Genomic DNA, 390 nt, shown 5'->3' with positions numbered 1-390 from the left:
CCCACGGCCTCGCCGAGCCCGAGCTCGACCGTCCCGGTGCAGACGAACCTCGACGGCGTGAAGGTGACCGGAGAGAAGGGCAAGGAGCCCAAGCTGAGTTTCACCAAACCGTTCGTCATCGACAAGACCCAGACGAGGGTGCTCGTGAAGGGCGACGGCGAGGTGGCCACCGCCGACAGCATGATCACCGTCAACTACTACGGCGTCCTGGGTCGCACGGGGACGATGTTCGACAGCTCCTGGCAGCGCAAGAAGCCGGCGACGTTCAGCCTCGGCCAGGTGATCGTGGGCTTCAAGACCGGCCTGACCGGCCAGTCGGCGGGCAGCCGGGTCCTGATCGGGATCCCCGGTGTCGACGGCTACGACGGCGCCGACCCCTCCTACCGGCCG

At 67.7% G+C, this 390-nt stretch carries 1 protein-coding gene; it reads left to right on the top strand.

What is annotated here, in order from left to right; translation table 11 throughout:
* Nucleotides 1–57: 57 nt before the first annotated feature.
* Nucleotides 58–390: FKBP-type peptidyl-prolyl cis-trans isomerase (locus tag AC30CM_RS27360; RefSeq protein ID WP_490120032.1), on the top strand; the 333-nt coding region annotated here is incomplete at its 3' end.

It is taken from the genome of Mycobacterium sp. DHQP2018-32-09, assembly GCF_058148405.1.
This window is presented reverse-complemented; position numbering and strand designations above follow the sequence as displayed.